Genomic DNA, 26,555 nt, shown 5'->3' on the forward strand with positions numbered 1-26,555 from the left:
CGCCCGCGTCGAGACCGTCACTGCCCCTGGGCTCCGTACGCCTTGGCCGCGTCCGCCTCCAGCCTCGCCTGGACGCCCGCCACGTCCGACGGGTTCGCCAGGAAGTCCTGGAACGCCTTCCACTCGCCCGTGCCCGGCGTCCCGCCGAACGCCGCCGGAGCCTGGTCCGACATGTCGAAGCGGAAGTCGTCACCCGCCGCGATCAGCGCCTTCGCGATGCCCCGCTGGATGTCGTTCGGGTACGCCGCGAAGTCCACCGCCTTGTTCGGGGAGACGAAACCGCCCTCCCCGGCCTGGATCCGCGCCGCGTCCGCCGACGCCAGGAACGTCAGCAGCGCCTGCGCCCCCTTCGACGGCTTCAGCGCCACCGCCACGTCACCGCCCGAGACCACCGGCGCCTTCGCCCCGACCGAGGGGAAGGGGAAGACGAGCGCGTCCTCGCCGACCTTCGCCTCCGTCTGCCCGATGTTCACCGCGACGAAGTCGCCCTCGAAGACCATCGCCGACGCCGGCCGGTCGCCCCCGGTGAAGGTCTGCGTCACCGACTTCGGGAACTCCGTCGCCAGCGCCCCGGTCGGGCCGCCCGCCAGGAAGTCCTTGCGGCCGAACAGCTCGGCCAGGGTGGTCAGCGCCTGCTTGACGCTGTCGTCCGTCCACTTGATCTGGTGCTTCGCCAGCTGGTCGTACTTCTCCGGGCCCGCCTGCGAGAGGTAGACGTTCTCGAACCAGTCCGTCAGCGTCCAGCCGTCCGCGCCCGCCACCGAGAACGCCGGGGTGCCGGAGGCCGAGAGGGTGTCCGCCGCGGCCAGCAGTTCCTTCCAGGTCTTCGGCGGCTTCACGCCCGCCGCCTCGAACGCCTTCGCGTTGTACCAGACCAGCGACTTGTTGGCCGCCTTGTAGTAGACCCCGTACTGGGTGCCGTCGACCGCCCCCAGCTGCCGCCAGCCCGGCGAGTAGTTCGCGTCCAGCTGCGCCCGGGCCTCCGGGCCCGCCGGCTGCGCCCACTTGTTGCGCACCGCCGCGACCAGCGCCCCGACCTGCGGGAGCAGCGCCACGTCCGGGGGCTGTCCGCCCGCGATCTTCGTGCCGAGGAAGGTGACGATGGGGTCCTGGGCGGGGACGAAGGTGACGCTCGCGCCCGTCCGCTTCTCGAACTCCTTCAGCACCTTGGTGAAGTTCGCCTGCTCGGGGCCCGTCCAGACCGCCGAGACCTCCAGCTTCTCGCCGGGCAGCTTCGGTAAGGCGACGGTAGGGGTCTGCCCCTGGGCGGTGGAGGGGGTGCTGCCGGCGGTGGTGCCTCCGCCGCCGCAGGCGGTGAGCGCGAGGGCGCCGGCCGCCGCCAGGGCCGCCCAGACGCGGGCCCGGGCTCTCGTACGGGCTCTCCTGCGGCTTCTGTCGTGGCTTGTCGTCCGGCCGCCGGTCGTGTCGCCGTGCGTCCGGGTTCTCTCGTGGCCCGATCCGTGCTGTTCCTGACGTCCGCGCAAGGTGTCGCCCCCCGATGCCGAGTGACCGTGGTGTGCTCCGTGCCCCCAGGTCTACGCCGCGCCGCGCACCCCCGCAATACCGCCTCGCGGGGGAGCGGCGTGGTCTCAGGGGGCCGCGGGGAACAGCACCGGTATGGCCGAGACCAGGTGGGAGGCCCGGTCGAGGGCGCTGGCCAGCAGGGCGAGGTCGGTCGGACCGTTGCCCAGCTCCCGTACCGGGCGGCGGGCGGGCGGATCGCCCATCCGCTCCCACTCCACCGGAACCACGGTCGGCCTCAGGGTCGCGGTGCGCGGGATCCGGCCCGTGATCCGGCCCGCCTGGAACGGGACGGCCCGCCCGTCGGCGTACAGCAGTCGGCCCCGGCCGGGTCCCGGCCGGTCCGGGGCGTCCAGCTCCACCCGCAGCGCCGAGCGCCGGGCCGGCTCCGTCTCGGCGGTGCGCTCCGGGCGGGCGGTGGCGGTGATCAGGTGCACCCCGAGGCGGGCGCCCTCACGGGCCACGCCCTCCAGGATCCGTACGAGGGAACCCGCGGCGGGCCGGCCCGGGCTGCCCAGGGCCGGGGCGACCAGAGCGTCGAAGTCGTCCACCAGCAGCACCAGCCGGGGCAGCGGGCTCGGGCCGGAGGCCGGGTCGGTGCGGGGAGCGGAGGGGCGCAGCCGGAGGGTGCCGGTGCGCTGCGGGTCGAGGTCGCCGCGGTGCTCGCCCGGGCCGGGGTCGCGGGGGGAGACCATGTGGCCGGACAGGCCGCGCCGCCCGTGCCATTCGTCGAAGGGGACCCCGTCCAGCAGTTCGTGGCGGCGGCCCAGCTCGGTGGCGAGGGCCTGCGCGAACTCCCGCATCCGCAGCGGGTCCGAGGCCACGAGGTGGGCCGACACGTGCGGGAGTTCCGTAGAGGGCAGCAGGCCCTCGCCGCGTTCGCCGCCCGCGCCGTCGAGGAGGAGCAGGCCCAGGTGGTCGGGGCGGGACCCGGCCGCCAGGGAGGCGGCCAGGGAGCGCAGCAGCTCCGTGCGGCCGCTGCCGGCCGGGCCCTCGATCAGCAGGTGCGGGCCCTCGTGGACCAGCTCGGCGCCGACCGGCCCGCGCCGGCCCGCCCCGAGGACCACGTCCGCCAGGCCGCCGACGGCCCGGCCCTGGTCGGCGGCGGACGCCCAGCGGGCCATCAGGGAGGCCGGGGTGGCCCGGGCCAGCCCGAGCTCGTCGAGGAGGCGGGCGGAGGCGGGCAGGCTGGCGGCCTGGCGGTGGCCGGCCCGGCCCTCCGCGGGGGGCGCGTCCGCGCGCAGCGGGGCCAGGGCGCGGGCGAACCGCTCCGCCCAGGCGGCGGAGACCCCGTCGGCCACGGCGGTGGCACCGGGCGCAACGGGGCGGCCGTCGCTGACCGCGAAGGTCCGGACGGCGGTGGCGACGTCCCCGCTGAGCAGGGCGACGGCGGCGCAGTCCCGGAAGGCGGGGGTGCCGGCGCAGGCGGTCTCGTAGGTCTGCGCCACCGGGGAGGCGGGGGTGGCGGCCGGGGCCTCGGCGAGCGCGAGGACGTGGATACCGGCGGCGGGGCCGTGGGAGGCGAGCCGGCGGGTGAGGTCGCGCAGGGGGGCGGTGCCGGGGTCGCCGTCCACGACGAGGAGGGTGCGGGGGCCGTCGTACGCGTCGGCCGCGCGGCGTACGGCGGCCGGGTCGGCGCCGGCCCAGCCGCTGCCGAGCGGGCCGTCTTCCAGCCGCCGGGTCAGCTCGCCGGTGCGGGCGGCCGCCTGGTCGCGGTCGTACGCCAGCAGCAGCCGGCAGTCCTGGCCGTGCGCGGGGCGCACGTGGGGCAGCCAGCCGAGCCAGGCCCAGTCGCGGCGGCGCTCCTGGAGGGGCCGGGCGCGGTCGGCGGACAGCAGCACGATCTCCAGCCGGGCGGGCGCGTGCAGGGCGGCGAGCTGTGCGACGACCGACCGGGCGAGCCCCGCCAGCCGGGGGCGCGGGCCGGCCAGCCCGAGCGACCCGCTCTCGCGCAGCGCGACCCGGCTGCCCGCGCCGAGCCCCACCTCCAGGAACCCGGGGTGCGCGGGCCCGCGCGACCACAGCCGCCCGGTGGGCCCGAGCGCGGCGAGCAGCAGCGCGGCGGGGTCGTCCCCGTGCGGGGGCACGACCCCCTCGGCCCCCGCCACCCCGCCGCCGTCGACGCCGGGGCCGTCCTCCCCGCGCACCCACTTCCGCGCCCAGGCCCCGATCCCGCCCAGCCGCCGCCGGGGGGCGTCGGCGGCCGGGTCGGGGCCGGGGGAGTGGTGCGCCGGGGGCGCGTAGGGGGCCTGGGCGGCGTGCGCCGCGCCGGGCGCCGGGGGTGCGCCGGGCAGGTCGGCGTGGGGCCCGCCGGGTGCGCTCTCGTGGTACGCCCCGCCGGGGGCGTGGGGTGCGCCGGGGGCGCCGGCGTGCGCCCCCGTTGCGCCGGGGTACGCCGGTGCGGCGGGGCCCGGGTGGGCTTCCCCGGCGGCATCCGGGGCCCAGGCCGCGCCGGCGTCCGGGTCACCCGCGCCCGGCCCCGTACCGCCGCCCCCGGAGGTGTCCGCGTCGGGGCCGGCCGGCCGGGGCGGGAGGGTGAGGCTGCCCTCGTGGTCCGGGGTCGTGGGGAGGCGGGGGGAGCCGCCCGAGGTCAGGCGGAGGGTGGATTCGCCGATGCGGAGCAGGGCGCCCGGCGGCAGGGGCACCGACCGGGGGCCGATCTCCGTGCCGTCCACCGTCGTGCCGTTCGTCGAGCCGAGGTCGGCCACCGCCACGCGGCCGTCCGGCATCACGGTCACCGAGCAGTGCAGCCGCGACACGTCCGGGTCGTCCAGCGGGACGTCGGCGTCCGCCGAGCGCCCGATCCGCACCGACCCGGGGTGCAGCAGGTGCACCCCGCCCGCGTCGGGGCCGGCCACCACGCGCAGCTGCGGGGCGCCGAGCCCGTCGTCGCCGAGGGCGTCCGCGTCCGGCGCCGGCACGTGCAGGGTCAGCACCGCCCCGTCCACCAGCGGCGGCTCGCCCAGCACCGTGCGCTGGAGGTCGAGCCGGCGCGGCCCCGCGTACAGCACGACGGTGCCGCCGGTGTCCGGGCCGCCGACGGTCGCGGCGAGGCCGGAGGCCACGGCGGCCAGCGGGGTCCCGGCGGGCGCGGTGACGAGTACGTCACAGCCGGCGGGCGCGGAGGCGGCCTGGTGGCCGCCGCGCGACCCGAGGACGGTCAGCCGGATCTGCATCGCCGTCAGCGGTCCCTTCTGCGCGGAGCGCAGTGCACGGTGCGGGCGCCCGGCGGGGGGAGCGGCAGGCCATGACTGCCCGGTCAACCCCCCGCCCGGCACGGACGCTTCGTCCGTTCAGGTCAGCCGGAAGGCAGGGCTCCCGTCCCGGCCGTTCCGTACGGGTGCATCCTCGCACCTGTCGCCCGCGACACGCCCGGCACCCGACCAGGAATGATCTTGATCGGCGGTGCCCGCCCGCCCGCACCGCACGGATCCGGCCACCGGCCCCTACGGGCGACGTGCCCGTTCCGGGGAAAAGCGCCCCTGGCATACGCCGTAAAACTCACCCTTCGTACATATGTGCGGCAACCAACCTCCCTCGACCCGCGTCCTCCACGGAGACACCCCCTAGAGTTGGGCCGGAAACCCACTCGGCGGAACCAGCCGGAATCACGACAGCAGAACGACAGCAGGGGAGCGCGCGACGTGCGGCCAGTCGGCAGCAAGTACCTGCTCGAGGAGCCGCTCGGGCGCGGCGCCACGGGCACCGTCTGGCGTGCCCGCCAGAGGGAGACCGCCGGCGCCGAGGCGGCCGTCGCCGGCCAGCCCGGCGAGACGGTGGCCATCAAGGTCCTCAAGGAGGAGCTGGCCCAGGACGCCGACATCGTCATGCGCTTCCTGCGCGAACGGTCCGTCCTGCTGCGCCTGACGCACCCCAACATCGTCCGCACCCGCGACCTCGTGGTCGAGGGCGACCTCCTCGCCCTCGTCATGGACCTGATCGACGGCCCCGACCTGCACAAGTACCTCCGGCAGAACGGCCCCTTCAGCCCCGTCGCCGCGGCCCTGCTGACCGCCCAGATCGCGGACGCCCTCGCCGCCAGCCACGCCGACGGCGTCGTCCACCGCGACCTCAAGCCGGCCAACGTCCTGGTCGACGAGAGCGACGGGCAGATGAAGCCGATGCTCACCGACTTCGGCATCGCCCGCCTCGCCGACTCCCCGGGTCTGACCCGCACCCACGAGTTCGTCGGCACCCCCGCCTACGTCGCCCCCGAGTCCGCCGAGGGCCGCCCGCAGACCTCCGCCGTGGACATCTACGGCGCCGGCATCCTGCTGTACGAGCTCCTCACCGGCCGCCCGCCCTTCGCCGGCGGCACCGCGCTCGAAGTGCTCCACCGCCACCTCAGCGAGGACCCGCAGCGGCCCTCGTCCGTGCCGGAGGCGCTGTGGATCGTCATCGAGCGCTGCCTGCGCAAGGAGCCCGACGAGCGCCCCAGCGCCGAGAGCCTGGCCCGCGGCCTGCGCGTGGTCGCGGCCGGCATCCGCGTGCACTCCTCGCCCGACGAGGTCGAGGCCGCGCTCGGCGTCGGCGCGCTGCTCGCCCCCGACCCCTCGCCCGCGCCGGTCCCGGCCGCCGCCCCGCAGTACCCCGGCAGCGGCGCGCCGACCCAGGTGACCCCCGTGGGGAACCAGGGTGACTACGACCCGAACGCCATGACCAGCGTGCTGCCCCCGGTCGACGGGGCGGACGCCACCACCGTGCTGCCGCCCGTCGCCGCCGGGCAGGGCGCCCCCGACCCGACCTCCGTGATGCCCCCGGTGCAGCGGCCGGACGCCCCGCACCCGTGGCAGTCGCAGATGCGGGCCGCGCGCGACCGCAACGAGCAGACGCAGATGCAGTACCTCGACCCGAGCGAGGACCCCCTGCGCCGCCGCCCGCAGCGCCAGGCCCCGCCGCCTCCGCAGCACCAGCCGCAGCAGCCGCAGTACCGCCCGGCTCCGCCGCCGCAGCAGTACCAGCAGCCCCAGCAGTACCAGCAGCCGCAGTACGCTCCGCCGCCGCAGCCTCAGCAGTACCAGCAGCCGCAGGCGTACCAGCCCCCGCCGCCCCCGCAGCAGCAGGCCCCGTACCGCCGGCCGCAGCCGCAGCCGCAGCCGCCGGTTCAGCAGCCGCCCCGGCAGCAGCCCCCGCGGGAGCCCCGTCCGCCGCGCGAGCCGCGCCGGCGCAGCGCCAACCCGGTCCGCATCCCGGGCCTGGGCTGCCTCAAGGGCTGCTTCGTCCTGATCCTGCTGCTGTTCGTCGGCGGCTGGCTGGTGTGGGAACTGACCCCGCTCCAGGAATGGGTCGGCACCGGCAAGGGCTGGTGGGACCAGGTGTGGAGCTGGGGCCGTGACGCCGTGGACTTCGTCGGCTCGATCGGCGACAAGGCGAACAGCGTGAGCTCCGGCGGCTCCTGACGCCCCGGAGGACGCCTGAGGCGTGCGAAGCCGGCGGTGACGGAGGCCGTTTTGGCCTCCCGTACCGCCGACTTCGTGGATTTGTCGACATCCAGGACGTGATTTCGCCCGCAGAAGTGAAGGTCACCGCGATCCGGAGCGCCGTGCCCCCCTTCGGCCGCGTAGCTTTGGGACGTTACGCCAGCCGCTGAGGGAGCAGTCGTGGCACGGAAGATCGGCAGCCGGTACACAGCGCACCAGATCCTGGGGCGCGGCAGCGCGGGCACGGTGTGGCTGGGCGAGGGGCCGGACGGTCCCGTCGCCGTCAAGCTGCTGCGCGAGGACCTCGCCTCCGACCAGGAGCTGGTCGGACGCTTCGTCCAGGAGCGCAGCGCGCTGCTCGGCCTGGAGCACCCGCACATCGTCACCGTCCGCGATCTGGTCGTCGACGGCAACGACCTCGCCCTCGTCATGGACCTCGTCCGCGGTACGGACCTGCGCACCCGCCTCGACCGGGAGCGGCGGCTGGCCCCCGAGGCGGCGGTGGCCATCGTCGCGGACGTCGCGGACGCGCTCGCCGCGGCGCACGCGGCGGGCGTCGTCCACCGCGACGTGAAGCCGGAGAACGTCCTGCTCGACATGCAGGGCCCCCTCGGGCCGGGCGGCGCGCACCCCGCGCTGCTGACCGACTTCGGCGTCGCCAAGCTCATCGACCACCCGCGCCGGGCCCCCGCGGCCGTCGGGGCGCGGCCCCCGGCGCCCGTGACGCGGATCATCGGGACGCCGGACTACCTGGCGCCGGAGATAGTGGAGGGCCTGCCCCCGCGGGCGGCCGTCGACATATACGCCCTGGCCACCGTCCTGTACGAGCTGCTGGCCGGCTTCACCCCCTTCGGCGGGGGCCACCCGGGCGCGGTGCTGCGCCGGCACGTCACGGAGACCGTGGTCCCGCTCCCGGGGATCCCGGAGGAGCTGTGGCAGCTCGTCGTCCAGTGCCTGGCGAAGGCGCCCGCGTCCCGGCTGCGGGCCTCGGAGCTGTCGGTCCGGCTGCGGGAGCTGCTGCCGCTGCTGGCGGGGATGCCGCCGCTGGACGTGGACGAGCCGGACGACGCGGAGGCGCCGGAGCACGAGGCCCCGGACGCCCCCGAGGAGCCGGCCGGGGCCGATCCGGTGCGCCGGCGGGGCGTGGTGCCGCTGGTCCCGGGGTCCGCGACGGACTCCAGCCGGGACACCCACACCTCCATGCGGGTCCCGTCGCCGGACGAGCTCGCGGGCGGGGCGCTGGGCACCGCCCGCGTGCCGCGCCCCGCCGGGGGACACCGGCCGGGCTCCGCCCGGCACCGGGCGGAGGCGGTGCGCAAGCGGCGGCTGGTCCTCTCGGCGTCGGCCCTGGCGCTGGCCGCGGCGGTGGGGGTGGGCAGCTGGCTCGCCGCCTCCGACGACGACCCGGCCCGCCGCCCCGCCGACCCCGCCCACTCCGCCCCGCCCCGCCCCTAGGCCGGCAGCCCCTGGACCAGGGACGGGTGCCAGCGGCGGGCCACCGCCGGGTGGGCGCGGACCCAGCCCTTGAGCTCGTTGCGCCCGTACTCGGCGTGCAGCGGGTTCGACGCGTCGTGCGCGACGCCGGGCGCGGACCGCAGGTACTCCCCGGGCACGGTCTCGATCACCGCGTCCAGCCTCGGGTTGTAGAAGAACGGCACCGAGAACCGCTCCACCGCCCCCGGCGGGCTCACCACCCGGTGGTCGGTGGCCACCAGGTACCCCTCCGTGGCGATCTCCAGCAGCTCCCCCAGGTTCACCACGAACGCCCCGGGCAGCGGCGGGATGTCCACGAAGCCGCCGTCCCGGACGACCTGGAGCCCGCCCACCCCGTCCTGGAGCAGCAGCGTCAGGAAGCCGTAGTCCTTGTGCGCGCCGACCCCCTGGTCCGTGCCCGTCGGGGCGGAGCCGGGGTAGCGGATCAGCTTCGTGTGCAGGTGGGGCCGGTCCGCGAAGGCCGCGTCGAAGAAGTCCGGCGGCGCCCCGATCGCCGCCAGCAGCTCCCGCAGCAGCCGGTGCGCCACCCCGGCCAGCCGCTCCTGCCACCCCAGCACCGCTTCCCGCAGCTCCGGCAGGGCTTGCGGCCACTGGTTCGGGCCCTCCAGCCACAGGTACGCCGGGTCGTCCGGGCCCACCCGGAGCGCCGGCCGCTCGGCGCCCACGTCCAGCTGGTCCCGCCAGTCGGTGGCCCCGCCGGTCAGCTCGTGCCCGATCCGGGTGTAGCCGCGGAAGTGCGGGGAGTTCAGGTTGCTCACGGCCAGCCGGTCGGCCTCCGGGAGCGCGAAGAAGGCGCGGGTCAGCTCCAGGATGCGGGCGGTCTCGGCCTCCGTTATCCCGTGTCCGGTCAGGTACAGGAACCCGGTGTCGCGGGCGGCGGCGTGCAGCTGCTTGAGGAACTCGTCCCGCTCCCCGGGGTCGTCGGCCCGGGAGAGGTCGATCACCGCGAGGGAGGGCGAGGAGGACGAGGAGGGCGAAGAAGGAGAGGAAGGAGAGGAGGGGTGCGCGGACGGCATGACGGCTCCGTTTCGGATGTCACGGGGTCCTGTGCCCCAGCGGTGGCGGGGCGGCGGGCAGCGTGGAACGGGCCGGCCGGCAGGGATGGCGCCGGACGGACGTGACCGCGTACAGGACCGAAGTCGGATCGGGATTGATCAGGCTTGTGCGAGGTCCGGCGGCAGACAGCTCGTGGTGGTCACACGCATGTGGTCCACATGGCGGCGCTTCACGAGGAGAACGGTCATACGGTGAGCGTACGCCCGTTCGCACCCTCCTCCGAAGGCGCGGATCCGGCCTGGCCGGAGATGGCCGTCCGAGGACCGGCTACGCTGGACCCGTGGCAGTCGTCGATGTTTCCGAAGAGCTGAAGTCCCTCTCCTCGACCATGGGGTCGATCGAGGCCGTCCTGGACCTCGACAAGCTGAGGGCAGAAATCGCCGTGCTCGAGGAGCAGGCCGCCGCGCCGTCCCTGTGGGACGACCCGGAAGCCGCCCAGAAGATCACGAGCAAGCTTTCGCACCTCCAGGCCGAGGTCCGCAAGACCGAGACGCTGCGCGGCCGCATCGACGACCTCGCGGTGCTCTTCGAGCTCGCGCAGGAGATGGAGGACGCGGACACCCTCGCCGAGGCGGAAGCCGAGCTGGTGTCCGTCCGCAAGGCGCTGGACGAGATGGAGGTCCGGACCCTGCTCTCCGGCGAGTACGCCGAGCGCGAGGCCCTGGTCAACATCCGCGCCGAGGCCGGCGGCGTCGACGCCTCCGACTTCGCCGAGCGCCTCCAGCGCATGTACCTGCGCTGGGCCGAGCGCCACGGCTACCCGACGGAGATCTACGAGACCTCCTACGCGGAAGAGGCCGGCATCAAGTCGACCACCTTCGTGGTCAAGGCGCCGTACGCCTACGGCACCCTCTCCGTCGAGCAGGGCACCCACCGCCTGGTGCGCATCTCGCCCTTCGACAACCAGGGCCGCCGCCAGACCTCCTTCGCGGGCGTCGAGGTCCTGCCGGTCGTCGAGACCAGCGACCACGTCGAGATCGACGAGTCCGAGCTGCGCGTGGACGTGTACCGCGCCTCCGGCCCCGGCGGCCAGGGCGTCAACACCACCGACTCGGCCGTGCGCATCACGCACCTGCCGACCGGCATCGTCGTCTCCTGCCAGAACGAGCGCTCCCAGATCCAGAACAAGGCCAGCGCGATGAACGTGCTCCAGGCCAAGCTGCTGGAGCGGCGCCGCCAGGAGGAGAAGGACAAGATGGACGCCCTCAAGGACGGCGGAAGCTCCTGGGGCAACCAGATGCGCTCCTACGTCCTGCACCCGTACCAGATGGTCAAGGACCTGCGCACCGAGTTCGAGGTCGGCAACCCGCAGGCCGTCCTCGACGGTGAGATCGACGGCTTCCTGGAGGCCGGTATCCGCTGGCGCAAGCAGCAGGAGCAGCAGACCGCGTAAGCGGTGAGCGGCACGCACGCCCGCACGCACAGGAAAGGCCCGGACACCGACGGTGTCCGGGCCTTCCTCTTGGCCTGTGATCGGGGCGCGGCGCGGACTACGCGGTCCGGGCCACCAGTGCGAGCGCGGCCACCAGCACCACCATGAGCGCGATGAGCGCCATCGGATTCAGCCCTGCGAAGGGGCCCTCCTGCTGGAGGCGCTCCCGGTTCGCCCGGCACACCGGGCAGCGGCCCTGGCTGACGGGCGCGGCGCAGTTCGCGCACACGAGCCGGTCATATGTCATGCGCTCCTCCTCTCGTCCCCTCATGACGCTTAACGGCAAGGGGACCGAGTCCGTTCCCCCTACCACTGTGCCAGCTCCGCCGGCATTCGGCGCGTCCCGTCCGGACAAGAGCGGTCCGGCTCCCCCAGGAGCCGGGGATAAAACGGGCAACTCCGGATGCCGGGTCCCTACCTCGCGCCCGTTCGCGTATGGTCACGCACACCTACTCCCGGCGACCGTGGTGCACCCGTGATCCGATTCGACAACGTCTCCAAGTCCTACCCGAAGCAGTCCCGGCCCGCACTCAGAGATGTCTCCCTCGACATCGCCAAGGGCGAGTTCGTCTTCCTGGTCGGCTCCTCCGGCTCCGGCAAGTCCACCTTCCTGCGGCTGGTCCTGCGCGAGGAACGGGCGAGCCACGGGCAGGTGCACGTGCTGGGCAAGGACCTCGCGAAGCTCTCCAACTGGAAGGTCCCGCACATGCGGCGCCAGCTGGGGACCGTCTTCCAGGACTTCCGGCTGCTGCCCAACAAGACGGTGGCCGAGAACGTCGCCTTCGCCCAGGAGGTCATCGGCAAACCCCGCGGCGAGATCCGCAAGGCCGTCCCGCAGGTCCTGGAGCTGGTCGGCCTCGGCGGCAAGGAGGGCCGGATGCCGGGCGAACTGTCCGGCGGTGAGCAGCAGCGCGTGGCCATCGCCCGCGCCTTCGTCAACCGTCCCGCCCTGCTGATCGCCGACGAGCCGACGGGCAACCTCGACCCGCAGACCTCCGTCGGGATCATGAAGCTGCTGGACCGGATCAACCGGACCGGTACCACCGTCATCATGGCCACGCACGACCAGCAGATCGTGGACCAGATGCGCAAGCGCGTCATCGAACTCGAACAGGGCCGACTCGTGCGCGACCAGTCGCGCGGCGTCTACGGCTACCAGCACTGAAAGGGCTCTGAAGACGCCATGCGCGCCCAGTTCGTCATGTCGGAGATCGGCGTCGGCCTCCGCCGCAATCTCACCATGACCTTCGCGGTCATCATCTCCGTGGCCCTGTCGCTGGCCCTCTTCGGGGGCTCCCTGCTCATGCGGGACCAGGTCAGCGCCATGAAGGGGTACTGGTACGACAAGGTCAACGTCACCGTCTACCTCTGCACCAAGAACGACGCCCTCGACGCGGCCGCCGGCAGCGCCCCGGCGGCGGCGGGGGCGGCCGCCGCCCCCGCCGCGCCCGCCGCCGGCAACGGCAAGCCCTGCTCCAAGGGGGCCGTCACCCCCGAGCAGAAGCAGGGCATCGAGCGCGAGCTCAAGAAGATGGACCTCGTCCAGACCGTCATGTACGAGTCCTCGGACGAGGCGTACAAGCACTACAAGGAGCGCTTCGGGCACACCGCCCTTGCCTCCGTCGTCACCCCCGACCAGATGCCCGACTCCTTCCGCGTCAAGCTGAAGAACCCGGAGAAGTACGAGGTCATCACCTCCGCCTTCGCCGGCCGTGACGGGGTGCAGTCGGTGGCCGACCAGTCCACCGAGCTCGACAACCTCTTCGCCCTGCTGGGCACCCTCAACTGGGCCGCCCTCGGCATCATGATGATCATGCTGATCGTGGCGCTGCTGCTGATCGTCAACACGGTGCGCGTCTCGGCGTTCAGCCGTCGGCGGGAGACCGGCATCATGCGGCTGGTCGGTGCCTCCGGCTTCTACATCCAGGTGCCGTTCATCATGGAGGCGGCCGTCGCCGGCCTCATCGGCGCCGGCTTCGCCTGCGGCATGCTCGGCGCCGGCCAGTACTTCGTGATCGACCACGGCATCGGGCTGCGCGACAAGCTCCAGCTGATCAACTTCATCGGCTGGGACGCGGTCCTCGGCAAGCTCCCGCTGGTCCTGGTCATCGGCCTGCTGATGCCCTCCCTGGCGGCGTTCGTCGCGCTGCGCAAGTACCTGAAGGTATGACGAGCGCCTCCTGCCGTACGCGGTCAACGCCGCCTGCGGCAGCGGGCCTTGTCCTAGACTCGGAACCATGCCGGGTATGCCCGCTCTCTGTCTCCGGCCCCGCGACCTGCGTCGCGGGGCCTTCCTGACGCTGCTGTTCGCCCTGTCCGTGAGCACCGCGGCCGTCACCGGCTGGGGGTGCGTGGAGGCGGACGGCGCCGCCCCCGCCGCCCTAGCGGAAGCGGGGCCGCCCCCCGCCGCCACCGCCGACCGGGAGGCCGTCGCCCGCGCCGCCGCCGAAGCCGTCGCCGAGGGGAAGTCCGGCAAGAAGGCCGCCCAGGAGGTGGTCAGCCGCAGCGGCGACCGCTGGGGCACCGTCTACGACCGGGGCGAGTACGCCGCCTTCGCCGAGGACCTCGACGGCCGCTGGACCGGAGTCGGCCTGTGGACCCGCCGCCGCCCCGACGGCCGGATCGAGGTCGACCGCGTCCAGCCCGACAGCCCCGCCGCCCGGGCCGGGCTGCGCGCCGGGGACCGGCTGCTGAGCGTCGACGGCCGCGCGGTCAGCGGCCTGCCCGTCGCCGACGTGGTCGCCCTGCTGCGCGGCGAGGCCGGAACCCCGGTCGTCCTCGGCCTCAGCCGGGAGGGGGCCGCCCTCACCGAGACCGTCCGCCGCGCGCAGCTGCGCGCCGACCCGGTGACCGTACGCCGCCTCGCGGACGGCACCACCGTGATCAAGGTGGCCTCCTTCACCCGGGGTTCGGGGGAGCGCGTCAGGGAAGCCGTACGGCAGGCCTTGCCCGGCGCCGGGGTCATGCTGGACCTGCGCGGCAACCCGGGCGGACTGGTCACCGAGGCGGTCACGGCGGCCTCCGCCTTCCTGGACGGGGGCCTCGTGGCGACGTACGACGTCCACGGCTCCGAGCGCGCCCTGTACGCCGCCCCCGGCGGGGACACCGGCCGCCCCCTGGTGGCCCTGGTGGACGGCGGCACGATGAGCGCGGCCGAACTGCTCACCGGCGCCCTCCAGGACCGCGGCCGGGCGGTGACGGTCGGCACCCGCACCTTCGGCAAGGGCTCCGTGCAGATGCCGACCCCGCTCCCGGGCGGCGCGGTGGCGGAGCTGACGGTGGGCACGTACCGCACGCCGGCGGGCCGCAGCATCGACGGCGGGGGCATCACCCCGGACCTGGCCGGCGGCGACGCGGCCGAGGAGCGGGCCCGGACGGTATTGGGTGGCCTCGGGGTGGGGTCGTAGTGCGAAAATGACCGCACTATGGCTAAGGAAAAAGGGCGCAAGCTGATCGCCCAGAACAAGAAGGCGCGGCACGACTACGCGATCATCGACACCTACGAGTGCGGCATCGTGCTCACCGGTACCGAGGTCAAGTCGCTGCGCCAGGGCCGGGCCTCGCTGGTGGACGGCTTCGTGTCGGTGGAGAGCCGCGAGGTGTGGATGTACAACGTCCACGTGCCGGAGTACAGCCAGGGCACCTGGACCAACCACAGCGCCCGCCGCAAGCGCAAGCTCCTCATGCACCGCGAGGAGATCGACAAGCTCCAGCGCAAGGCGGACGAGTCGGGCCACACCATCGTGCCGCTGACCCTGTACTTCAAGGACGGCCGGGCGAAGGTCGAGATCGCGCTGGCGAAGGGCAAGAAGGAGTACGACAAGCGCCAGACCCTCCGCGAGAAGCAGGACACCCGCGAGACCCAGCGCACGATCTCGGCGATCCGCCGCAAGCAGCGGGGCACGGTGTAATCACCTGGCACGCGGAGGTCCACTTCGCGTACCATGGGTGTCAGCACCACCCCAGCGGGTGGGCGCTGTTTGAGCAGTACCTAACTGAACAGTGAACATGGGGATGATCGGTTTCGACAGCGGATGTCGATGCAGGGGAAGCGAGCCGAGGAAGCGGCAATGATCTCGCTAACCATATGTCGCAAAAAATAATCGCCAACTCCAAGAGCGATAACTCCCGCTTCACCCTCGCTGCCTAATAACAGTGAGCTGAAGCCTCTGTGAGGAGCGTCAGCCCGGAAGTGGTCCCGGTCCGGATCCTGGCGTCAACAAGGGATCTAAACCTCTAGCCCCGGTCACGGGGGTTGGAGGGAAACCAAACAGTGACTGAGCCCGTCGGAGACTTGTCCGTGTGATCTCCGGGGCCGAGAAAAGCGCAGCGGACTGCGCTCGGAGAAGCCCTGTTTCTGCACCGTTGGACGCGGGTTCGATTCCCGCCATCTCCACTCATCCCATGTGGGCGAAGGCCCCGCACACCACGTGTGCGGGGCCTTCGGCTTTGCGGAAGGGTGTCATCCGTCGGTCAGCCGCTGGACGGCCTTGAGGGCCTGACCGGCTCCGTCCTCGGCCGCCAGATGGTGCGCCGCCTGCGCCGCGGCCCGGCGGTACGCCTGCCGCTCCACCACGTGGCGCAGTGAGCCGGCGAGCCGTTCGGCGCTGAGGGACCGGAAGGGGATCGGGTCCGTGGCGGCGCCGATGGCGGCGAGCCGCCGCGCCCAGAACGGCTGGTCGGCGGTCACCGGGACGGTGACCGCGGGCACTCCCGCGCGCAACGCGGCGGCCGAGGTGCCGGCCCCGCCGTGGTGCACCACCGCCGCCAGGCGGGGAAACAGCACGGCGTGCGGTACGTCCCCGACGGTGAGCACGTCGTCCCCGTCGGCGGCGAGCCCGGCACTGCCGGCCTGGAGGATGCCGCGCAGCCCGGCGCGGCGCAGGGCCCCCACAGCGATCTCGCTCAGCCGTTCCCCCTCGCCGGACGCCATGCTCCCGAAGCCGATGAGGACGGGCGGGGGGCCGGCGCGCAGGAAGTCCTCCAGATCGGCGGGCAGCCCTTCGGCCGGATCGTGAGGGGGCCACCAGTTGCCCACGACCTCCAGGCCGGGGCGCCAGTCGGAGGGGCGGGGCACCAGGGCCGAGCTGAAGCCGTACAGGATGGGCCAACGCGCCTGTTCCTGTCGTCGGCGCATCGCGTAAGGCGAGGCCGGGGGCAGCTGGAGGCGCCGGCGCAGCTTCGCGACGGCCTGTTCGTAGAGGCGGTCGGCCATCCGCAGGGCGAAGCGTCCGGTCGCCCGGTTGGCGAGACGGCCCAGGGAGCGCGAGCCCGTGACGGCGGGCGGGAAGTCGCCGGTCGGTGCGGTGGGCTGGAGGTACACGCCGAGGCTCGGTGTGCCGGTGGCCTCGGTGAGGTGCCAGCCGAGCGGAGCCGTGGTGGCCGTCAGCAGGAGCAGGTCCGTGCCGTCGTCCATCACATCGGCGAAGCCCTGGCCGAGTTCGGTGACGAACCCGGCGGCGGCGCGCATGAGTTCCCGTTTGCCGGTGACGCCGCCACGCACCCGTGCGTCGGCGGGGAGCCTGCGGAATTCCAGCCCCGCCTCGCGTACGAGGGGGGCGAAGGTGTCCGTGGTGGCGAAGGCGACGTCGTATCCCGCCCGGCGCAGTCCGGCGCCCAGACCCGCGTAGGGCGCGACGTCCCCGCGCGATCCGGCCGTGGCGATCAGGATCCTCATCGGTCCTCCTTGCTGTCGGTGCGGCCGCCCGCGTGGCGGGCCGCGTTGGCGTGGACCGCCTTGCGTGTATAGGCGGCCAGGCCCGGGCGCTGCTGCGACGGCGGTATGACCAGGGCGAACGCGCGGGGGTCGGCGACGAAGTCGTCAGCGATGCGCCGGTGCATGTCGGGAGGGCAGGAGGTGAACCAGCGTGAGACGTGCAGGCGGTGCTCCTCGGCGAGGTCCATGGCCCGCTCGCCGTCGCTGGGCTCCCCCTCGTCGAAGGCCGCGAGCAGCTCCGCGCGCCAGGCGGCGGCCTCGCCCATCAGCCGGCGCCAGTCCTCTTTGGTGTGAGCGGCCGCGCGCGCCATCGCCTCGCGCTGTCCCTCGGAGTGCGCCCACTTCAGTTCCGCCTCGGTGGCGTAGCTCAGGTCGAAGGTGATCTCACCGAAGACCTCGAAGCGTTCCTGGGGCGTCAGGGGCACCCCGGTCTTCTGGACCTCGATCGCCCGCTGCGCCACCTCGGCCAGCCGCTGCAGCCTGGCGATCTCCTCGCTCAGCTGCCGCTGCCGGTCCCGGAGCCGCTCCAAGGCGTTCACCTGCGGATCCTCGAAGAGCGCGGCGATCTCGTCGAGGGGGAAGCCGAGCTCACGGAAGAAGAGGATCTGCTGGAGACGGACCAGGTCGGCCTCACCGTAGAGCCGGTATCCGGCGTGGCTGCGGTCACTGGGCGAGAGCAGCCCCGCCTTGTCGTAGTGATGGAGCGTCCGCACCGTCACCCCGGCGAACGCCGCGACCTGCCCCACGGAGTAGCTCATCCACCTGCCCTTTCGTCGGGACACAGCTTCGGGCCTGACGTAAGGGGAGGGTCAACTCGCCCTCGCTTAGGGTGGTGTGATGTTCGAAGGAAACCTGGTGAGACTGAGGGCGCTGCGCGCCGAGGACGCCGAGCACCACCTGCGGTGGCGCAACGACCCCGAGGTGGTGCGCCTGGCCGCGGCCGGTGATCCCTGCTTCGGCCCGGTCACGGCGGAGGCGATCGGGCTCGGGTTCGAGCGGATGCTGCGGCTGGTGCCGAGGGAGTCGGCCGTGTTCACCGTCGAGGACCTGGCGAGCGGGGCGGTCATCGGCATGGCCGACTACCGCGACCTCGACCCCTACCTTGGCGTGGCCACCCTGGGCGTGACCATCGGCGAGCGGGAGTACTGGGGCCGCGGCCACGGCAGCGAGGCCACCCGGCTGCTGGTGGACCACCTGTTCGGCGCGTACGGGCTGCACCGGCTGGAGCTGGACACCTGGAGCGGCAACGAGCGCGCCGTACGGGCCTTCTCCAGGCTCGGCTTCCAGGAGGAGGGCCGCCGCAGGGAGGCCGCCCTGGTGGCGGGCCGGCGCTACGACCGCGTGCTGTTCGGCCTGCTGCGCGAGGAGTGGGCGAAGCCGCGTCCCGTGTGAGGGGGGAGCACGGGCGAAGGCCCCGCGGCCGGCTGGGCCGCGGGGCCTTCGTCGTGGTGGATCAGGAGCAGTACGGGACCTTGTTGAGGTTCAGCGCGTAGCGGGCGGGGATCCAGCCGCGGCCGTCGGCGAGCTTGTACCAGATCGCGTTGTCGTCGACCTGCTCGCCGTTGACCTTGCACTGGAGCGCCACGACCGTGTTGGGCGCCAGCTTGCCGGTGCTGGTGTAGCCCGTGCCGGGGCCGGAGCGGATGCCGAGGCCGTGGCCGTGGCGGGAGGTGACGACACGGGCCTTCGGGCCGCCCTTGTCGTGGTCGCCCTTGCCGTGGTGGTCCTTGCCCCCGTGGTCCTTGCCGCCGTGGTGGCTGCCGCACTTGCAGTCGCCGGGCTTGCCCTGGTCGCCCTTGTCGCCCTTCGGGCCGCGCGGTCCCTGGGGGCCCTGCGGGCCGGCCGGGCCGCGGTCGCCCTGCGTACCCTGGCCGCCCTGCGGGCCGCGCGGCCCGCGCGGGCCTTCGGGGCCCTGGGGGCCGGCCGGGCCGCGGTCGCCGGTGTCGCCCTTGTCGCCCTTCGGGCCCTGCGGGCCGCCGGACGGGCCGGTGTCGCCCTTCGGGCCGCGCTCGCCCTGCGGACCGCGCGGGCCTTCCGGGCCCCGCGGGCCGGCGGGGCCGGTGTCGCCCTTGGGGCCCTGGTCGCCCTGGTCGCCGTGCGGGCCCTCGGGACCCTGGGGGCCGGCCGGGCCGCGGTCGCCCTGGGGGCCCTGCGGGCCGGTGTCGCCGGGGCGGCCCTGGGGGCCCCGGTCGCCGGTGTCACCGCGGTCGCCCTTCGGGCCCCGGTCGCCGGTGTCGCCCTTGTCGCCCTTGTCACCCTTCGGGCCCTGCGGCCCGCCCGACGGACCCGCGGGGCCCTGCGGGCCGGTGTCGCCGCGGTCGCCCTTCGGGCCGCGCTCGCCCGTGTCACCGCGGTCGCCCTTGGGACCCCGGTCGCCGGTGTCGCCCTTGTCCCCCTTGTCACCCTTGGGTCCCTGGGGGCCGGGCCTGCCGTGGTGGCCCGGCCTGCCCTCGTGGCCGTCGTGGCCGTCGTGTCCGGGCGGGCCGTCGTCGCCCTTCGGGCCCCGTACCGGGGTGGCGACGGCGAACAGCGCGGGCGCCTCCCGGCCGTCGGACCATTCGCCGCCGTCCAGCGTCGTCCCCTCCGGGGCGTTCGCGTCCACCCGGAGGGAAACCGCCAGCCTCGTCTGCGTGTTCGCCGGGAAGGCGAAACCGGCGCGGGTGCCGGCGTTGCAGGTCAGCAGGCGCGCGTCCTGGGAGCGGCTGCACGAGCCGCCCGCCCGCTGGCCGTTCCAGTAGAACCGGGCCTCCGGGAAGGTGGTCCGCTCCGGGGCGGTGATGCGGAAGGTGCCGCTGTGCGCCGGGTCCGCCCCGTTGAGGGCCGAGATGACGACGCGGCCCGTCTTCCCGGGAGCGATGGACGGGACGTAGGGCTGGGAGAAGCGCAGATGCGAGGAGTCCGCCAGGGCGGGTGCGGCCGGAATCAGGCAGGACGCGGTGACGGCCGCCACGATCAGGGCCGAGGAGACGGAGCGCGAAGCAGACAAGGGGAGTTCCTCCGCGAAGGGAAGGGTTTGGGGGAAAGCCTCCCTAGTTATGGCGGATTGCGGCCTGGAAGGGTGCGACCCCCGTACGTGTCGTCACCCGGCAACCGGATGAAATCCCGATCAACGGCCCGGTCGTGAAGTCGCGGATCCTATAAGCAGTGCGGTCAGTGCGGCGGCCGCCGGCAGGGCGTACGCCGTTCCCGTCCCCAGGCGGTCGACGGCCAGGCCCGCGGTGGCGGAGCCGGCCGCGATACCGGCCAGGATCGCGGTGACGGACAGCGTCATCCCCTCGTTGAGACGGCCCTCGGGGATGCGGGACTGGACCAGGCCCATCGCGGTGACCATCACCGGCGCCGTGGACATCCCGGCCAGCAGCAGGGCCAGGGCCAGCGGTACGAGGGACCCGGTGGCGGCCGCCGCCCAGGGCAGGGCCATCGCCCCGGCCAGCGCCGCCAGGCAGGTCCGCAGACTCCTCGCACGCCCAGCCCCGTACAGCAGCCCGGCCACGCAGGAGCCCGCCGCCTGGAGCGCGAGGACCGGGCCGGAGGCGGCGCCCAGCCCCAGGGCGGAGAGGTGGGCGACGGAGGTGACCTCCATCGAGCCGAAGACCAGGCCGGTGGCCGTGAACAGCCCGAGGAGCGGCAGCAGGGCGCGCAGCGGCGACCGGCCCCCTCCGGCCTTCGGCGCCCCGCCGGGCGGCGGTTCGGTGGCCCGGTGGGCGGTGAAGACCAGCATGCCGGTCAGCAGCAGCGCCGCCCCGGTGAGGGTGCCGGCCTCCGGGAAGAGGGCCGTGCACAGGAGGGCGGCCAGGACCGGGCCGAGCATGAAACACAGCTCGTCGGCGGCCTGCTCGAAGGACATCGCGGTGTGGTGCGCGGGCCGGGGCAGCAGATGCGTCCAGCGCGCCCGGGACATCCCGCCGATGTTGGGCGTGGTGGCGGTGGCCGCGTAGGAGGCGAACAGGGTCCAGGAAGGAGCCTGCGTACGGACGCACAGCACGAGGCAGAGCGAGCCGAGGACCGCGATCACCGTGGCCGGTACGGCGATACGGGCCTGCCCGTAGCGGTCGACGAGGCGGGCCGTCCAGGGCCCGACGAGGGCGGTGGCGGCCATCCCGGTGGCGGTGACCGCCCCGGCGAGGGCGTACGAGCCGCGCTGCCCGGCGATCATCATGACCGCGCTGATCCCGAACATGCCCATGGGGAGGCGGGCCAGCAGGTTCCCGGCGGTGAACCCGCGCGCCCCGGGGACGGCGAACAGCCGGGCGTACGGACCGAGGGCCCGGGCGGCGGCGGAACGCCGGGCGGGGGCCGCCGCTTCGGTCCGGGGGCGGTGCCGGGCGGGGGCGGGGGCGTCGGTGGGGGGCGGGGAGGCCAGGACCAGGGTGGTGCCCGTCACGGCCATGAGCGGGGTGTCATGCGGCATGCCCCGAGCCTGCGGCCCGGCCCCGGCGGCGGTCCAACACCTGTTCCGGGGCCATTCACGCCGTCCCGTTGTTAATCTTTCCGGGTGACCTCCCCCGACGTGGACCCCCGGCTGCTGCGCGGCTTCCTCGCCGTCGCCGAGGAACTGCACTTCACCCGCGCCGCCGCCCGGCTCTACGTGGCCCAGCAGGCCCTCAGCCGCGACGTCCGGCGCCTCGAACAGGTCCTCGGCGCGACCCTGTTCACCCGTACCACCCGGGCCGTCGAGCTCACCGCCGACGGCCACCGCCTGCTGCCCCACGCCCGCGAGGTGCTCCGCGCCCACGGGGAACTCGCCGCCGCCTTCGCCGGACCGCCCCCCGCCCTCCTCGTCGACCTCAACACCGACGGCCCCACCACCGGCCGCCGCGTCCTGGAACGGGCCCGCGAACTCGCCCCCCGCCACGAGATGATGGCCCGCTTCGAGAGCGGGCTCACCCACGCCGCCGCCGAGATCGCCGCCGGACGGCTCGACGTCTCCTTCGGCTACGCCGCCGGCCTCGACCCCGCCCTGCGGGCCCACCTCGCGCACCGGCCCGTCCGCTACGAACCCCTCGCCGTCCTCCTGCCCGCCGAACACCCCCTGGCCGCGCTGGAATCCGTCCCCCTCGCCGCGCTCGCCGGGGAGACCGTCTACGCGGGCGCCGGGAACCCGCGCACCCTGGAGTGGACCGGGCTGGCCCGTGAGCTGTTCGCCGGTCGGGGCATCGCGCTGGCGCCGCCCGCGCCGGTGGCGATCGGCAAGGAGGAGTTCGGGCGGGTGATGGCCAAGACCCGCAACCCGGTCCTGGTCACCTCCGTCTTCCTCGACATGCCCGGCTGCGTCAAACGGCCCCTCGTGGACCCCGTACCGCTCTCCCCGCTGTCCATGGTCTGGCGCGCGGGCCTGCGCCACCCCGGCCTCGACGCCCTCGACCGCGCCGTCACCGAACTCCAGGACGCCCACCGCTGGCTGGAGCTACCCCCGGACAGCTGGCTCCCGGCAGCGCTCACATCCGGCGCGCACGGCGGGTGAGAGCAAGGTTTCCCTCCGGTCATCCGGCGGGGACCGGGGCCGAAACGCGCCGTTCCTAGCGTCGTCACCACGGACGCGACAGCTGTGGAGGCGAGTGATGACCGGTACGAGGACGACGACCGCACCGAGGAGCGCACCGCAGGAAGACGGCGGCCGCGGCAGGCGCCGCGGGGGCCGCTGGATCGAGCACTGGGACCCCGAGGACGAGACCTTCTGGCGGCGGACCGGCGAGCGCACCGCCCGCCGCAACCTCCTCTACTCCGTCTTCTCCGAGCACATCGGCTTCTCCATCTGGTCCCTGTGGTCCGTGATGGTGCTCTTCATGGGCCCCGCCTACGGGATCGACCCGGCCGGCAAGTTCTTCCTGATCGCCGCCGCCACCGCCGTCGGCGCCCTCGTCCGCATCCCGTACACCTTCGCCGTCGCCCGCTTCGGCGGCCGCAACTGGACCGTCGTCAGCGCCCTCCTCCTGCTCGCACCGGCCACGGCCGCCCTGATCGTCATGGAACCCGGCACCCCGTACGGGACCTTCCTGGCCGTCGCCGCGCTGACCGGGGTGGGCGGCGGCAACTTCGCCTCCTCCATGACCAACATCAACGCCTTCTTCCCGCTGCGGAAGAAGGGCTGGGCCCTCGGCCTCAACGCCGGCGGCGGCAACATCGGCGTCCCCGTCGTCCAGCTCGCCGCGCTGCTCGTCATCGCCACCGCCGGCGCCGGGCACCCCCGGCTGCTGCTCGCCGCCTACCTCCCGCTGATCGTGGCCGCCGCCGCGCTGGCCCTCCTCCGCATGGACAACCTGGCCCCCGTGCGGGGCGACGCGGGCGCGGTACGGGAAGCCGTGCGCCAGCCGCACACCTGGATCATGGCCCTGCTGTACGTCGGCTGCTTCGGCTCCTTCATCGGCTACAGCTTCGCCTTCGGCCTCGTCCTGCAGACCCAGTTCGGCCGCACCCCGCTCCAGGCGGCCTCCCTCACCTTCGTCGGACCGCTGCTGGGCTCGCTCGTGCGGCCCGTCGGCGGGGCGCTCGCCGACCGGTACGGCGGGGCGCGCGTCACCCTGGGGGCCTTCGTGGCGATGGCCGGGGCGACCGGGCTGGTCGTGCTGGCCTCCGTACGGGAGTCCCTGCCGGTGTTCCTGGCCGGGTTCACCGCGCTGTTCGCGCTCAGCGGGCTCGGCAACGGCTCCACGTACAAGATGATCCCCGGCATCTTCCAGGCCCAGGCCCTCGCCCGGGGGCTGGAGGGCGAGGCGGCCGCGGCCCACGGGCGGCGCCTGTCGGGGGCTGCCATGGGCCTGATCGGCGCGGTGGGCGCCCTCGGCGGCCTCGGCATCAACCTGGCCTTCCGCGCGGCGTTCTCCGCCTCGGGGACGGGCACCGCCGCCTTCGTCGCCTTCCTCGGCTTCTACGCCGTGTGCTGCGCCGTCACCTGGGCCGTATACCTCCGCCGTCCCGTGGGCGCGGCTGCGGGACCGCAGGCGGCGGGGAGCGGGGCCAAGGCGCAGCTCACCTCGGTGTGAGGGAGGGGGCGGGGGCCGGCGGGGCCGGGCGGGGGCCGGTCAGCCGGTTAACGGCACGGAAATACGGCGGAACCGAGCCTGACACGCCGGGTTGACAGGCTCGGACACCCCCCTGCCGAAGCCGGCACCGGCAGGCTGCGGGTACCGGTACGGGTACGGGCGCCGGCAGGGGCGCCGGCAGCAGGAACAGACGCACTGGCAAGGCAGGTAGGTCATCACGATGCCGATGGACGACGCTACGCACGGCCCCCTCGCGGGATTCACCGTCGGAGTCACCGCCGCGCGGCGCGCGGACGAGCTGATCGCCCTCCTGCGCCGGCGCGGCGCGGCGGTCGTCCACGCCCCCGCGCTGCGCATCGTGCCGCTCGCCGACGACGGCGAGCTGCTGGCCGCCACCTGGGAACTCCTGGACAACCCGCCGGACGCCGTCGTCGCCACCACCGCCATCGGCTTCCGCGGCTGGATCGAGGCCGCCGACGGCTGGGGCATCGGCGAACGGCTCCTGGAGCGGCTGCGCGCCACCGAACTGCTGGCCCGCGGCCCCAAGGTCAAGGGCGCCGTACGGGCCGCCGGGCTGGTGGAGGCGTGGTCCCCACGGTCCGAGTCCCTCGCCGAGGTCCTGGACCGGCTGCTGGCCGGCCCCGTCGCCGGGCGGCGCATCGCGCTCCAGCTGCACGGGGAGCCGCTGCCCGGGTTCGTCGAGGCGCTGCGCGACGGCGGGGCCGAGGTGGTGCCCGTACCGGTGTACCGGTGGATGCCGCCGGAGGACCTCGCACCGCTGGACCGGCTGCTGGACGCGGTGGCCGTCGGCGCGGTGGACGCCGTCACCTTCACCTCCGCCCCCGCCGCCGCCTCCCTGCTGTCCCGGGCCGCCGAACGGGGGCTGCGGGAGGCGGTGCTGGAGGCGCTGCGCGGGCCGGTGCTCGCGGCGTGCGTGGGGCCGGTGACCGCGCTGCCGCTCCAGGGCGAGGCGGTGGCGACCGTACAGCCGGAGCGGTTCCGGCTGGGGCCGCTGGTGCAGTTGCTGTGCCAGGAACTCCCCGGCCGGGCGCGGGTGCTGCCCGTCGCTGGGCACCGGCTGGAGATCCGGGGGCACGCGGTGGTGGTCGACGACCGGCTGCGCCCGGTGCCGCCGGCCGGGATGGCCCTGCTGGAGGCGCTGGCCCGGCGGCCCGGCTGGGTGGTGTCGCGGGCCGACCTGCTGGGCGCGCTGCCGGGGGCCGGGCGCGACGAGCACGCCGTCGAGACCGCGATGGCCCGGCTGCGGGCCGCCCTGGGGGTGTCGAACCTGATCCAGACGGTGGTCAAGCGCGGCTACCGGCTCTCGCTGGATCCCGGTGACCGTGAGGGCTGGAGCGGGGCCGTCGATTAACGTTCCCGCATGGTGATCAACGGGGTGGAGATGAGGGGCCTGGCCGTCGAGGACGCCGCCGGGCTGGCCGACGTACTGACGCGTAACCGGGCGTTCATGGCGCCCTACGAGCCCAGCCGGCCCGAGGCGTTCTACACCGAGGCCGGGCAGCGGGCCCGCGTCGAGGACATGCTCGGCGAACGGGACGCGGGGCGGCTGGTCCCGTACGTGTTCGAGGAGACGGCGACGGGAGCGGTGATCGGCGGGATGAACCTCGGCAGTATCGCCCGCGGGCCGCTGTGCAGCGGCGGCGTGGGCTACTGGGTCGACCGGGCCTGGCACGGCCGGGGCCTGGCCACCGCCGGTCTGGAAGAGCTCTGCCGCACGGCCCGCGAGGAGCTCGGGCTGCACCGGATCGAGGCCCAGACCCTCGTCGACAACACCGCCTCCATGCGGGTCCTCGCCAAGGCGGGCTTCACCGAGATCGGCCTCGCCCCCCGCTACCTCCACATCGACGGCGCCTGGCGCGACCACCGCCTCTTCCAGCGCGTGCTGCACGACGACCCGCCGCCGCCCGCGTAGCGTGCGCGGGGGCTTCCGCTTCGTGGTCGGCGACGGCACTCTGGGGAGGCGTCCCACGGCGACGACCGAGGCGGTGACGGGCATGTGGTTCGACTCCGGGCGGGTCTGTCTGGACCTGCTGGCCACCCGCACCCCCCAGGGGGCGGAGGACATCCGCGACGGCGACGGGCTGCGCCTGTGGCTGGTCGGAGCCGGCCTGGTCCCCGACCGCACCCCGCTCGGCCGGCTCGGGCCCGACTGGGCGGAAGCCTTCCGCCGCCTGCGCCGCGACGTCGACAGCCTCGTCCGCGCCGAACTGTCCGGCACCGGCCCCCAGGAGGACGCCCTGTCCCGGGTCAACGCCGCCGCCGCCGGGCCGCCGCCGGGGGTGTGCGCGGTCCGCGACCGGGAGGGGCACCTGGTGCGGGAGCTGTGCGGCGGCGTCGAGTGCGCGGGCCTGCTGGCCACGGTGGCCCGGGACGCGGTGGAGCTCCTCACCGACCCCGGCGACCTGGCCCTCCTGCGCACCTGCGGCGGCGACGGCTGCGCCCGCCTCTACCTGGACACCTCCCGAGGCCACCGCCGCCGCTGGTGCAGCAGCGAAGCCTGCGGCAACCGAGCCCGCGTGGCCCGCCACCGCAGACGGGCGCGGGGGGCGGTGGGGTAGGGGGGCGCGCCTGTCGTCCGGGCCCGCCATCTCCCCCGCGAGGGGCCGGTGGCGGGCCGGTGGCTGCCCACCCGCCTCCCGGGGTGCGGGGCGGTGGGTGGGGGCGGTAGCTCGCGGGGCGGCAGTGAACAGCCGCCCGGGACCCGGTAGGTCGGGATGGTACTCGGCGGTCTCAGGGATGGTTTGGGGCTTTCCCGTCCGTCTCATCGTCCTTCCGCGTCGGGCCGCCCTGTCAAGGGCGCTCCTTCGTCGCGTCGCTGCGCGATGGCCTCCGGCCACCCTTGACAGACCGTCCCGCCACGGAAAAACGAAGACTCCCGGGAAACCCCCAAAAGAACGGGCCGGTTCTTCCTT

At 74.5% G+C, this 26,555-nt stretch carries 21 protein-coding genes and 1 other RNA gene; 14 read left to right on the top strand and 8 right to left on the bottom strand.

What is annotated here, in order from left to right; genetic code table 11:
- Window positions 1–17: 17 nt before the first annotated feature.
- Window positions 18–1,343, bottom strand: a complete 1,326-nt coding sequence (locus ABZ716_RS20005) for an ABC transporter substrate-binding protein (protein WP_358960613.1) — start codon at window positions 1,341–1,343, stop codon at window positions 18–20.
- A 246-nt stretch (window positions 1,344–1,589) separates the two neighbouring features.
- Complete coding sequence (locus tag ABZ716_RS20010; protein ID WP_358960513.1) at window positions 1,590–4,697, bottom strand: FHA domain-containing protein; 3,108 nt, start codon at window positions 4,695–4,697, stop codon at window positions 1,590–1,592.
- A 468-nt stretch (window positions 4,698–5,165) separates the two neighbouring features.
- On the opposite strand from ABZ716_RS20010, the gene ABZ716_RS20015 reads away from it, so the two are divergent.
- Window positions 5,166–6,920 (top strand): serine/threonine-protein kinase, encoded by a 1,755-nt coding sequence (locus ABZ716_RS20015; protein WP_358960515.1) that lies wholly within the window; start codon window positions 5,166–5,168, stop codon window positions 6,918–6,920.
- Between the two features lie 201 nt (window positions 6,921–7,121).
- Entirely contained in the window at window positions 7,122–8,396 is a 1,275-nt protein-coding gene (locus ABZ716_RS20020; RefSeq protein ID WP_358960518.1) for a serine/threonine-protein kinase, read from the top strand.
- On the opposite strand, the gene ABZ716_RS20025 is transcribed toward ABZ716_RS20020, so the two are convergent.
- Window positions 8,393–9,451 carry a 2-oxoglutarate and iron-dependent oxygenase domain-containing protein gene (locus ABZ716_RS20025; protein ID WP_358810182.1) on the bottom strand — a complete coding sequence of 353 codons (1,059 nt, stop codon included), beginning with the start codon at window positions 9,449–9,451 and terminating at the stop codon, window positions 8,393–8,395. The two genes, ABZ716_RS20020 and ABZ716_RS20025, sit on opposite strands and share 4 nt — an antisense overlap.
- 320 nt (window positions 9,452–9,771) lie before the next feature.
- Between ABZ716_RS20025 and prfB the strand changes: the two genes are divergently transcribed.
- Window positions 9,772–10,884, top strand: a complete 1,113-nt coding sequence (gene prfB, locus ABZ716_RS20030; protein WP_351887062.1) for a peptide chain release factor 2 — start codon at window positions 9,772–9,774, stop codon at window positions 10,882–10,884.
- Between the two features lie 97 nt (window positions 10,885–10,981).
- Here prfB and ABZ716_RS20035 read toward each other — a convergent pair whose 3' ends face one another.
- On the bottom strand, window positions 10,982–11,170 hold the full coding sequence (locus tag ABZ716_RS20035) for a hypothetical protein (protein WP_344155544.1): 189 nt from the start codon (window positions 11,168–11,170) through the stop codon (window positions 10,982–10,984).
- 228 nt (window positions 11,171–11,398) lie between these two features.
- Between ABZ716_RS20035 and ftsE the strand changes: the two genes are divergently transcribed.
- The 5 genes from ftsE to ssrA all read left to right on the top strand — a co-directional run bounded on the left by ftsE (window position 11,399) and on the right by ssrA (window position 15,322).
- Entirely contained in the window at window positions 11,399–12,088 is a 690-nt protein-coding gene (ftsE, locus tag ABZ716_RS20040) for a cell division ATP-binding protein FtsE (protein WP_351887067.1), read from the top strand.
- Window positions 12,089–12,106: 18 nt separating this feature from the next.
- Entirely contained in the window at window positions 12,107–13,093 is a 987-nt protein-coding gene (ftsX, locus tag ABZ716_RS20045) for a permease-like cell division protein FtsX (protein ID WP_358810181.1), read from the top strand.
- A 67-nt stretch (window positions 13,094–13,160) separates the two neighbouring features.
- Complete coding sequence (locus ABZ716_RS20050) at window positions 13,161–14,330, top strand: S41 family peptidase (RefSeq protein ID WP_358960521.1); 1,170 nt, start codon at window positions 13,161–13,163, stop codon at window positions 14,328–14,330.
- Between the two features lie 18 nt (window positions 14,331–14,348).
- Window positions 14,349–14,834: an SsrA-binding protein SmpB gene (smpB, locus tag ABZ716_RS20055; protein ID WP_358810179.1), complete on the top strand. Its 486-nt coding sequence runs from the start codon at window positions 14,349–14,351 to the stop codon at window positions 14,832–14,834.
- A 99-nt stretch (window positions 14,835–14,933) separates the two neighbouring features.
- Window positions 14,934–15,322, top strand: a transfer-messenger RNA (tmRNA) gene (ssrA, locus tag ABZ716_RS20060).
- A gap of 63 nt (window positions 15,323–15,385) precedes the next feature.
- Here ssrA and ABZ716_RS20065 read toward each other — a convergent pair.
- The gene (locus tag ABZ716_RS20065; protein ID WP_358960524.1) at window positions 15,386–16,600 is read right to left on the bottom strand and encodes a glycosyltransferase; all 1,215 of its coding nucleotides are present in this window, start codon (window positions 16,598–16,600) and stop codon (window positions 15,386–15,388) included.
- A complete protein-coding gene (locus tag ABZ716_RS20070) occupies window positions 16,597–17,397 on the bottom strand; it encodes a MerR family transcriptional regulator (protein WP_358810177.1) in 801 nt (266 codons plus the stop codon). The genes ABZ716_RS20065 and ABZ716_RS20070 overlap by 4 nt, the downstream gene beginning before the upstream one ends.
- Before the next feature lie 97 nt (window positions 17,398–17,494).
- Between ABZ716_RS20070 and ABZ716_RS20075 the strand changes: the two genes are divergently transcribed.
- Window positions 17,495–18,031: a GNAT family protein gene (locus ABZ716_RS20075; protein ID WP_358960526.1), complete on the top strand. Its 537-nt coding sequence runs from the start codon at window positions 17,495–17,497 to the stop codon at window positions 18,029–18,031.
- 61 nt (window positions 18,032–18,092) lie between these two features.
- Here ABZ716_RS20075 and ABZ716_RS20080 read toward each other — a convergent pair whose 3' ends face one another.
- Together ABZ716_RS20080 and ABZ716_RS20085 are read right to left on the bottom strand one after the other, a co-directional pair.
- Window positions 18,093–19,625, bottom strand: a complete 1,533-nt coding sequence (locus tag ABZ716_RS20080; RefSeq protein WP_358960528.1) for an SH3 domain-containing protein — start codon at window positions 19,623–19,625, stop codon at window positions 18,093–18,095.
- 120 nt (window positions 19,626–19,745) lie between these two features.
- Window positions 19,746–21,050 (bottom strand): MFS transporter, encoded by a 1,305-nt coding sequence (locus ABZ716_RS20085; protein WP_358960530.1) that lies wholly within the window; start codon window positions 21,048–21,050, stop codon window positions 19,746–19,748.
- A gap of 84 nt (window positions 21,051–21,134) precedes the next feature.
- Between ABZ716_RS20085 and ABZ716_RS20090 the strand changes: the two genes are divergently transcribed.
- From ABZ716_RS20090 to ABZ716_RS20110, 5 genes are all read left to right on the top strand, one after another.
- Entirely contained in the window at window positions 21,135–22,103 is a 969-nt protein-coding gene (locus ABZ716_RS20090; RefSeq protein WP_358960533.1) for a LysR family transcriptional regulator, read from the top strand.
- A gap of 97 nt (window positions 22,104–22,200) precedes the next feature.
- Window positions 22,201–23,622, top strand: coding sequence for a nitrate/nitrite transporter (locus tag ABZ716_RS20095; protein ID WP_358960535.1), 1,422 nt, complete (start codon window positions 22,201–22,203; stop codon window positions 23,620–23,622).
- Window positions 23,623–23,848: 226 nt separating this feature from the next.
- Window positions 23,849–24,994 (top strand): uroporphyrinogen-III synthase, encoded by a 1,146-nt coding sequence (locus ABZ716_RS20100; RefSeq protein ID WP_358960538.1) that lies wholly within the window; start codon window positions 23,849–23,851, stop codon window positions 24,992–24,994.
- A 9-nt stretch (window positions 24,995–25,003) separates the two neighbouring features.
- Window positions 25,004–25,555, top strand: a complete 552-nt coding sequence (locus ABZ716_RS20105; protein ID WP_358960541.1) for a GNAT family protein — start codon at window positions 25,004–25,006, stop codon at window positions 25,553–25,555.
- A gap of 82 nt (window positions 25,556–25,637) precedes the next feature.
- Window positions 25,638–26,201 carry a CGNR zinc finger domain-containing protein gene (locus ABZ716_RS20110; protein WP_358960616.1) on the top strand — a complete coding sequence of 188 codons (564 nt, stop codon included), beginning with the start codon at window positions 25,638–25,640 and terminating at the stop codon, window positions 26,199–26,201.
- The last annotated feature ends 354 nt before the right edge of the window (window positions 26,202–26,555 follow it).

The organism is Streptomyces sp. NPDC006687, assembly GCF_040636215.1.
Lineage (GTDB): Bacteria > Actinomycetota > Actinomycetes > Streptomycetales > Streptomycetaceae > Streptomyces.

What these genes read in the sequence shown, in the direction of transcription:
- ABZ716_RS20010 (WP_358960513.1), bottom strand. Translation starts at nt 4,697, where the DNA reads ATGCAGATCCGGCTGACCGTCCTCGGGTCGCGCGGCGGCCACCAGGCC.
- ABZ716_RS20025 (WP_358810182.1), bottom strand. Translation starts at nt 9,451, where the DNA reads ATGCCGTCCGCGCACCCCTCCTCTCCTTCCTCTCCTTCTTCGCCCTCC.
- ABZ716_RS20035 (WP_344155544.1), bottom strand. Translation starts at nt 11,170, where the DNA reads ATGACATATGACCGGCTCGTGTGCGCGAACTGCGCCGCGCCCGTCAGC.
- ftsX (WP_358810181.1), top strand. Translation starts at nt 12,107, where the DNA reads ATGCGCGCCCAGTTCGTCATGTCGGAGATCGGCGTCGGCCTCCGCCGC.
- ABZ716_RS20050 (WP_358960521.1), top strand. Translation starts at nt 13,161, where the DNA reads ATGCCGGGTATGCCCGCTCTCTGTCTCCGGCCCCGCGACCTGCGTCGC.
- smpB (WP_358810179.1), top strand. Translation starts at nt 14,349, where the DNA reads ATGGCTAAGGAAAAAGGGCGCAAGCTGATCGCCCAGAACAAGAAGGCG.
- ABZ716_RS20065 (WP_358960524.1), bottom strand. Translation starts at nt 16,600, where the DNA reads ATGAGGATCCTGATCGCCACGGCCGGATCGCGCGGGGACGTCGCGCCC.
- ABZ716_RS20070 (WP_358810177.1), bottom strand. Translation starts at nt 17,397, where the DNA reads ATGAGCTACTCCGTGGGGCAGGTCGCGGCGTTCGCCGGGGTGACGGTG.
- ABZ716_RS20085 (WP_358960530.1), bottom strand. Translation starts at nt 21,050, where the DNA reads ATGCCGCATGACACCCCGCTCATGGCCGTGACGGGCACCACCCTGGTC.
- ABZ716_RS20095 (WP_358960535.1), top strand. Translation starts at nt 22,201, where the DNA reads ATGACCGGTACGAGGACGACGACCGCACCGAGGAGCGCACCGCAGGAA.
- ABZ716_RS20100 (WP_358960538.1), top strand. Translation starts at nt 23,849, where the DNA reads ATGGACGACGCTACGCACGGCCCCCTCGCGGGATTCACCGTCGGAGTC.
- ABZ716_RS20105 (WP_358960541.1), top strand. Translation starts at nt 25,004, where the DNA reads ATGGTGATCAACGGGGTGGAGATGAGGGGCCTGGCCGTCGAGGACGCC.
- ABZ716_RS20110 (WP_358960616.1), top strand. Translation starts at nt 25,638, where the DNA reads ATGTGGTTCGACTCCGGGCGGGTCTGTCTGGACCTGCTGGCCACCCGC.